This is a genomic window from Pseudomonas sp. PNPG3 (assembly GCF_023093815.1).
Taxonomy (GTDB): domain Bacteria; phylum Pseudomonadota; class Gammaproteobacteria; order Pseudomonadales; family Pseudomonadaceae; genus Aquipseudomonas; species Aquipseudomonas asiatica.
The window spans coordinates 1-5,232 of sequence record NZ_JALLKV010000107.1; the positions used below are offsets into that span (position 1 = coordinate 1).

Annotated in this window: 5 protein-coding genes; all 5 read left to right on the forward strand. The window is 57.7% G+C overall.

What is annotated here, in order from left to right:
- The coding region (locus MJ643_RS30065) for a hypothetical protein (protein WP_247727245.1) at positions 1-225 on the forward strand (225 nt) is incomplete at its 5' end.
- Between the two features lie 159 nt (positions 226-384).
- On the forward strand, positions 385-2,295 hold the full coding sequence (locus tag MJ643_RS30070) for a type IA DNA topoisomerase (RefSeq protein ID WP_247727246.1): 1,911 nt from the start codon (positions 385-387) through the stop codon (positions 2,293-2,295).
- A gap of 137 nt (positions 2,296-2,432) precedes the next feature.
- Positions 2,433-2,735: a hypothetical protein gene (locus tag MJ643_RS30075; protein ID WP_247727247.1), complete on the forward strand. Its 303-nt coding sequence runs from the start codon at positions 2,433-2,435 to the stop codon at positions 2,733-2,735.
- The gene (locus tag MJ643_RS30080; RefSeq protein ID WP_247727248.1) at positions 2,732-4,699 is read left to right on the forward strand and encodes a DEAD/DEAH box helicase; all 1,968 of its coding nucleotides are present in this window, start codon (positions 2,732-2,734) and stop codon (positions 4,697-4,699) included. Before MJ643_RS30075 ends, MJ643_RS30080 begins: the two co-directional genes overlap by 4 nt.
- An 83-nt stretch (positions 4,700-4,782) precedes the next feature.
- On the forward strand, positions 4,783-5,208 hold the full coding sequence (locus MJ643_RS30085) for a hypothetical protein (RefSeq protein ID WP_247727249.1): 426 nt from the start codon (positions 4,783-4,785) through the stop codon (positions 5,206-5,208).
- Positions 5,209-5,232: the final 24 nt, after the last annotated feature.

The following is a 5,232-nucleotide window of genomic DNA, read 5'->3' on the forward strand; positions in this document are numbered from 1 at the left end:
TATTTGGGCCTCATTATGAGGCTTGGAGGTGTCTACGAAACCAGGGGCGATTCAGTGGAGTGGAACAAACTGGCTAATGAGGTCGACCGCGCCATCCTGTGGCTTCATGAAGAAGGATATCTTCATGGATCCGAGAAGAATCTCAGGTTCACTCTATCTTCGAAGGGATTTTCCCTACTGGCGCAGATGAATGACGTAGTGGTTCCTCGAATGCTACGAGGCTAGCCCTTCAAAGCTCGCACGCCCCTATCAATCTTGCTATAGGGGCTCCCTTCAATTCCCCTTCCTCTGAAAAACCCTCCCTTTCTGATGATGTTTTCGCATTGAGCCTCATACTCACTTTGATGACAGTAAATCCTTGGCTGCCGTTAGCTGAGGAAAAGTATGAAACTCATGATCATCGAGGCACCGGGCAAGCTGAAGAAGCTTGGGCCCATGATGAAGAAGATCCGCCCTGGCGAGCATTGGGTGGTAGTGGCTTCTGGTGGCCACATCCGTGACCTCCCCCAGTCGGGCCAGGATGCCACGATGATAACAACCGGCGTCTTGAAGACCCTTCGTCCGGTCTACGAGATCCTGCCCAAGAGCGCCCGCAACGTCAGCACCATGCGCAAAGCACTCAAGGAAGCCACTGAGGTCTACATTGCCACCGACCCTGATCGGGAGGGGGAAAGCATCGCGTGGCATATCCAGCAAACACTGGGCATCCGCGAATACAAGCGGGTCACGTTCAACGAGATCACCCAGGCCAGGGTGCGTGAAGGCTTGGCTAATGCTCGGAGGATCAACGGGCAGCTCGTTGCCTCACAAGAGTGCCGCCGGGTGCTGGACCGCCTGGTGGGCTATCTGGTCACGCAGGAGCTTCGCCGAGTCCTTGGCCAACCAACCTCCGCTGGCCGAGTCCAATCGCCTGCCCTGTACCTGGTGGTGCTGCGCGAGCGCGAGATCAGGAACTTCAAGGTGGTCCACCACTTCGGGGTAGAGCTGACCTTCAAGGACGACACTACTGGCATGGCCTGGACGGCTGTATGGCAGCCGATCCCCGACTTCGCCAGTAAAGAGAATCCCTACATCCAGGACGGTACGCTCGCGGCAAGGGTTGCCGCGACCCGTGCGGTAATTGTCGAGTCATGTGAAGACGGCAAAAAGCGACGCCCGCCCCCTCCACCCTTCATTTCGTCTACCTTGCAGCAGGCAGCCAGCGTGGCGTTGAAATGGGATCCGGATAAAACCATGCAGGTTGCGCAGCGCCTGTACGAGCAGGGTGTCATCACCTATCACCGGACGGATAACCCCAACTTGGCCGATGAGGCCATGCCAGATATCCAGGCGGTGGCTCGCAGACAAGGCCTGGACGTGGTTGACGAGCGCCGGACGTTCAAGGCTGCAGAGAGCGCCCAGGAAGGTCACCCCGCGATTGCGCCAACAGCGTGGGAGGATGAAGTAGCAGGCGAGTCCGCTGATGAGCAAGCGCTGTACAAACTCATACGGATCAGGGCTCTGGCCAGCCAACTCGCGGACGCCATCTACGATGTGCGCACGGCCAAATTGCTGGCCAGAGGGCCGGATCAGCGGCCGTTACGTTTCGCCGCAACTGGCAGCACAGTAGCCTATCTCGGCTGGATGAAACTTCTGCAGCACGACGACACCGATGAAGAGTCCACCGACATTCCCAAGAACCCGGTACCGGTGCTCGAGCCTAAACAGATCCTCAGTGTCCTCCAGGGCGAGGTGCTGAACCAGAAGACGAAGGCGCCGCCACGGTTTACCAAAGCCAGCCTGATCAAAGAGCTAGAGCGGCTCGGGATCGGACGCCCCAGCACGTTTTCATCGATCGTTAAGAACATCACCGGTAAAGGCCTTGTGGTGGAAGAGAAGCGCAAATTGGTCCCTGGTCCATTAGGTGTGAGTACCATCGACCAGTTGGAGGGCCGCTTCAGCTTCGTCAAGCTGGCGTTCACCAGCACGCTGGAGAAGGACTTGGACAGAATCGCCCGGGGGGAAGAACAGTACGGCTCAGTAGTCGCCAAGTTCTATCAGCATCTGCAGACGGAGCTTGCAGGCCTCCGACAGTCGCCCACAGTAGCGATGAGACCGCGATCGCCGGACGCCACGTCAGGCACCGAAAGCGGACACTCCTGCCGGAAATGCGGGATGCCATTGACGCGCCGGCAAAAGCGGGGTGAAGGGGGGTACGACTTCTGGGGATGCACCGGCTACAAGGTGAACAACTGCCGCGTGAGCTACCCCTCTGTGAATGGCAAACCTGATATGTCCAAACCCAGGGGCATGTAGCCGAAATGCCTCAACGGCGGTATTCCATTTCTCCTGTAGCCGCTCCCCCGCAACTGACAATCTGCTCGCACTTACGGGTGCGGGCAGGCGCACCTCGAATGATGACGTGTTGACTACTCATCCCCTTGGAGGTGCTTGTGGCCCGTTCCCAGAAAGTCATTGATCGGCTGAAGGCCGAGCAGGCAGAAAACCCGAAGATCCCCCATTATGAGTCCCGCCCAGGCGATTCATGCTGGCCGTTACAACCTGACGACATCAAGACCGCCGGGTACTGGAAGCAGGAGCGCAGACGTGTGCCCAAGGGTACTCAGCCAGCGGCCTATGTAATCAGTGGCCAGGGCGGATCGCTTCACGGCTCAGTGCTCTTAACCCGATGGGTGCCGGCCTACCACCTCGACCAGACTGTGCCGATGAAGTCCAAGAGCGCAGGCACCAATTGAAACGACCGCGTCTCCTAAACAGCCAGTCAGTGCTGCTCGAAGCCGCCGTGTTTGACGGCTACGACATGGGCATCCTCATGCCCTACATCGAAGGCGCGAACAAGGTCATGTTGGCCCGCAGCGGATTCTTCATCCGCCGCGGCGACCACCCGCTCTGCCGCTACTGGCGTGTACCCAAGGCTAAGTTCATCGACGAGCTGGACCTGGTGTACCACCAGCTGATCGAACTGGCTGGTGACAAGGTGACGGAGTCATGGCAGGCATTCCGCCAGAAGATCGAGTCAGCGTTAAGTGCTCCTCACCGAAACGCCTTCACCTGGGGAATGCTGCTGCGCATCGCGCCGCTGGCAGATGGCGGTGTCCTTCTGTCAGGTGACTACCATCCCGGCGTGGTCGCCGTAGCACGGCGAATGCGCGGCGTATTCCTGGGCCGATCAAGCTCCTGGCGCATCAATGCGACTGCAGAGATTTTGCGCAGCAACTTAATCCTGGAGCTTGGCCTGGTCGAGGAGCAGTTCGAGATCCTGGACGTCGTGCAGGAGCTCTTGGGCGACGGCTCTGTCGCGCCTGCAGCAGATATTCCCCGTATTAGCCTGGGCGGCGCCCCGCAAGAGCCCTCAGCAACCGCGAGTGGCGAGGAGACCTCCAACGACATATACCTCGCTGCCGTGTCGCCGATCGAGCGCACCGGGTTCTCTGATGCCATGATCGCCCAGGCGCTGGTCGGCTACTCCCTGCTCGATCACCAGCCAGCAGGCATCGCACACCTGCTCCAGCGCACCAGCGCGCTGCTGGCTGACGATATGGGCCTCGGCAAGACACGTCAGGCCGTCATCGCTGCCCACATCAGTGCGGCCGGCCGCCCTATCCTGGTCGTGACCCTTTCCTCATTGCTTATCAATTGGCAGCGGGAGGTTTTGGCGGTCTACCCCGAGGCGACGATCGCCCTGCAGAAGCATAATCCTCAGGCGCAATGGATGCTGATCAACTACGAGCGCCTCGGTGACTACGTGCTGTTGGCTGAGCACTACCACGTCCTCGTGGTAGATGAAGCGCACCATCTCAAGGAGCCGACCGCCGAACGAACACGCCATGGCTTCGATATCGCTGCCAAGGTACCCAATCGCTATCTGCTGACTGGCACTCCTGTGCTCAACCGCGAGACAGAGCTGCACACCCTGCTGCGCCTTTCTGGGCACCCTATCGGACAATTGTCCCTCAGCGATTTCTGCGAGCGCTTCGCCGGCAGCCCGGAGTTCCGGCAGGACCTACGGGTGGAACTGGGGGACTGGATGCTCCGTCGGCGGAAAGACGTCCTGCCCGGGCTCAAAGGTAAACACCGGCAGCTGCTGCCCGTGGCAATGGGTGTGGAAGAACGGCGCAAGTACGACACCATCCGCCTCGAGGACAGACCAATCTTCGCGAGACTCGGCGCGCTTCGCCATTACCTTGAGCAAGTGAAGGTCAGGGTCGCCATGGACCTGCTCGGCGAACTGGACGCCGAAGACAAAGTCATCCTGTTCTGCGAGTTCAAGCCCACCGTGGCGCGCCTCAAGGAAATGTGCGAAGAAGCCGGTATAGGAAACGTCACCCTGATCGGCAGCGACTCGCTCCCCAAACGCCAGAAGGCGATCGACAAGTTCCAGAGCGACTCCGAGTGCAGGGTCTTCATCTGCACCACTCAAGCCGCAGGCACCGGAAACAACCTCACGGCTGCCAACTATGTGTTCTTCCTGGGCTTGCCTTGGACACCAGGGCAGCAGGATCAGGCCGAAGACCGGGCGTACCGGAATGGCCAGCTCAGGACGGTGATCGTCAAGATTCCCCTTGTCGAGAACAGCATCGATCAGCAGCTGTGGCAGATGCTATTAGCGAAGCGTCAGGTCAGCTTGGAACTCATTGAGCCAGAAGAGCAGCAGGATGCGCTGGCCAAGGCGATGCTCGCCACGGTTATCGATCAGTAAAATCACTTGATTGATCTTGCGAATCCATGCGACCGCCGGCTAAAGTCCCCCTTCCAAAATATTCGCAAACACAAGGACTTGGAATGCAGCCTAGTGACTTTAAACATCCACATACACGATGGCACTTCGTTACAGTTCTGGAGCGCACAAACAATTTAGTATTCATGCATGCTACAACTGCCAAGGACAAGGACAAATCCTTTATTTTCAACGAAGAAGCCAAAACCCTGCTGAACTGGGGTAAAAACATAAACACAATGTACGACTACCGAATGTCTTTCGGAATAGGAGATGTCTACGAGCGACTATTTCAGCTTTGCGTCATCTCCCTATGCTCAGACATAGAGCTATTTTTCAAGAAAACCTTCGAGGTTTTCAAATATGAAAAAAATGACAACAGCAGAGGCTTCTACCAAAGATTTAATGATGTGATAAAAGCCTTAAAGGCAGCTGGACACGACTTCTCACCAATAGAAGAGGCGGCGGCAAAAACTGAGTGCAACACCTGACCTTTCCGGTACGGTGCTGCCCCT